General features: G+C 64.3%; 1 protein-coding gene and 1 pseudogene. One reads left to right on the forward strand and one right to left on the reverse strand.

Annotated elements, in window-relative coordinates; genetic code table 11:
• Nucleotides 1–640, forward strand: a 640-nt coding sequence (locus VZ95_RS18930; protein ID WP_045777245.1) for an L-serine ammonia-lyase, incomplete at its 5' end; no start/stop codon positions are given.
• Nucleotides 641–849: 209 nt separating this feature from the next.
• On the opposite strand, the pseudogene VZ95_RS26090 reads toward VZ95_RS18930, so the two are convergent.
• Nucleotides 850–1,251 (reverse strand): annotated as a pseudogene (locus VZ95_RS26090) (hypothetical protein); the annotation flags it as partial.

Raw genomic sequence — 1,251 nt, forward strand, 5'->3', positions numbered from 1 at the left:
CCGCGCCATGCAGCGCAGCCTTGCCGCCAATCAACCGTCCCCCACCCTCTCATTCGAGCGCGCCAGCCTGTATGCGATTGCGGTGAATGAGGAAAACGCTAACGGGGGCCGCGTCGTGACCGCCCCGACCAATGGCGCGGCGGGGCTTATTCCGGCAGTGCTGCATTATTACGTCGATTGCTGGGCCGAGGGGGCGAATGAGGCGCGGATTTTCGAGTTTCTACTGACGGCAGTCGCCATCGGGAGCCTGTTCAAAACCCGCGCCTCGATTTCCGGGGCGGAGGTTGGCTGTCAGGGCGAAGTCGGCGTCGCCTGCTCGATGGCCGCCGCCGGGCTCGCCGCCGTCTTGGGCGGCAGCAACGCCCAGATCGAAAACGCCGCCGAAATCGGTATGGAACATAATCTCGGCCTCACCTGCGATCCGATTGCGGGCCTCGTGCAAATCCCCTGCATCGAGCGCAATGCGATGGGCGCGGTCAAAGCCATCAATGCCGCCGCCCTCGCCCTACAAGGCGACGGCACGCACCGGGTGTCCCTCGATCAAGTCATCGAAACCATGCGCCAGACCGGCCACGATATGATGAGCAAATACAAGGAAACCGCCCAAGGCGGCCTCGCGGTGAATGTGGTGGCCTGTTAGGAAAGTGTCAGGGGCCTTTGCCCCTAACAACCCCAGCCAAGGGGATTACCCCTTGGCAATCCCATTTCCTCTAGCTGACTTATTCGAGGCCGTGGAATGGGAAAGAATCGCGGATTCTCAAGGGGCCGTAGCCCCTTGAGCGGGGCTCCGCGCGTTTGACGCGCAAGGCGCATCGGGGGCAGAGCCCCTCACGGTAACGCTGGCAACCTCTAGATAACGCTCTCTTCAACGGCCAAATCGGCGGCGTGCCGGTCACGGCCCAGCAGCCGTCCGAGGGCGTGAAAGCCTTTTTCCACATCGGCGCGACAGCGCGGTGTGCCCAGCGCGACGCGGATACCGTCGCTGACCGTGCGCCCGACGCAGAAGGCGGAGGTTGGCGATAGAATCACCCCCTCGCGCCGGGCAGCGGGAATCAGCACATCGTCGCGCCAGCCTTCCGGCAGATCGAGCCACATATGGTAGGCATTCGGATGGCAGGGGCGCGGGCTAAGGCCGTAGTCGGCGAGCGCGTGCCGGGCGATGGCTTGCCGGGCCGCGCCTTCGATCCGCTTTTCCGCGACCAGCCGTTGCGCCGTGCCATCATCGACCCAGCGTTTGACGATTTCCGCCAT

This window comes from Elstera litoralis (assembly GCF_000963705.1).
Lineage (GTDB): Bacteria > Pseudomonadota > Alphaproteobacteria > Elsterales > Elsteraceae > Elstera > Elstera litoralis.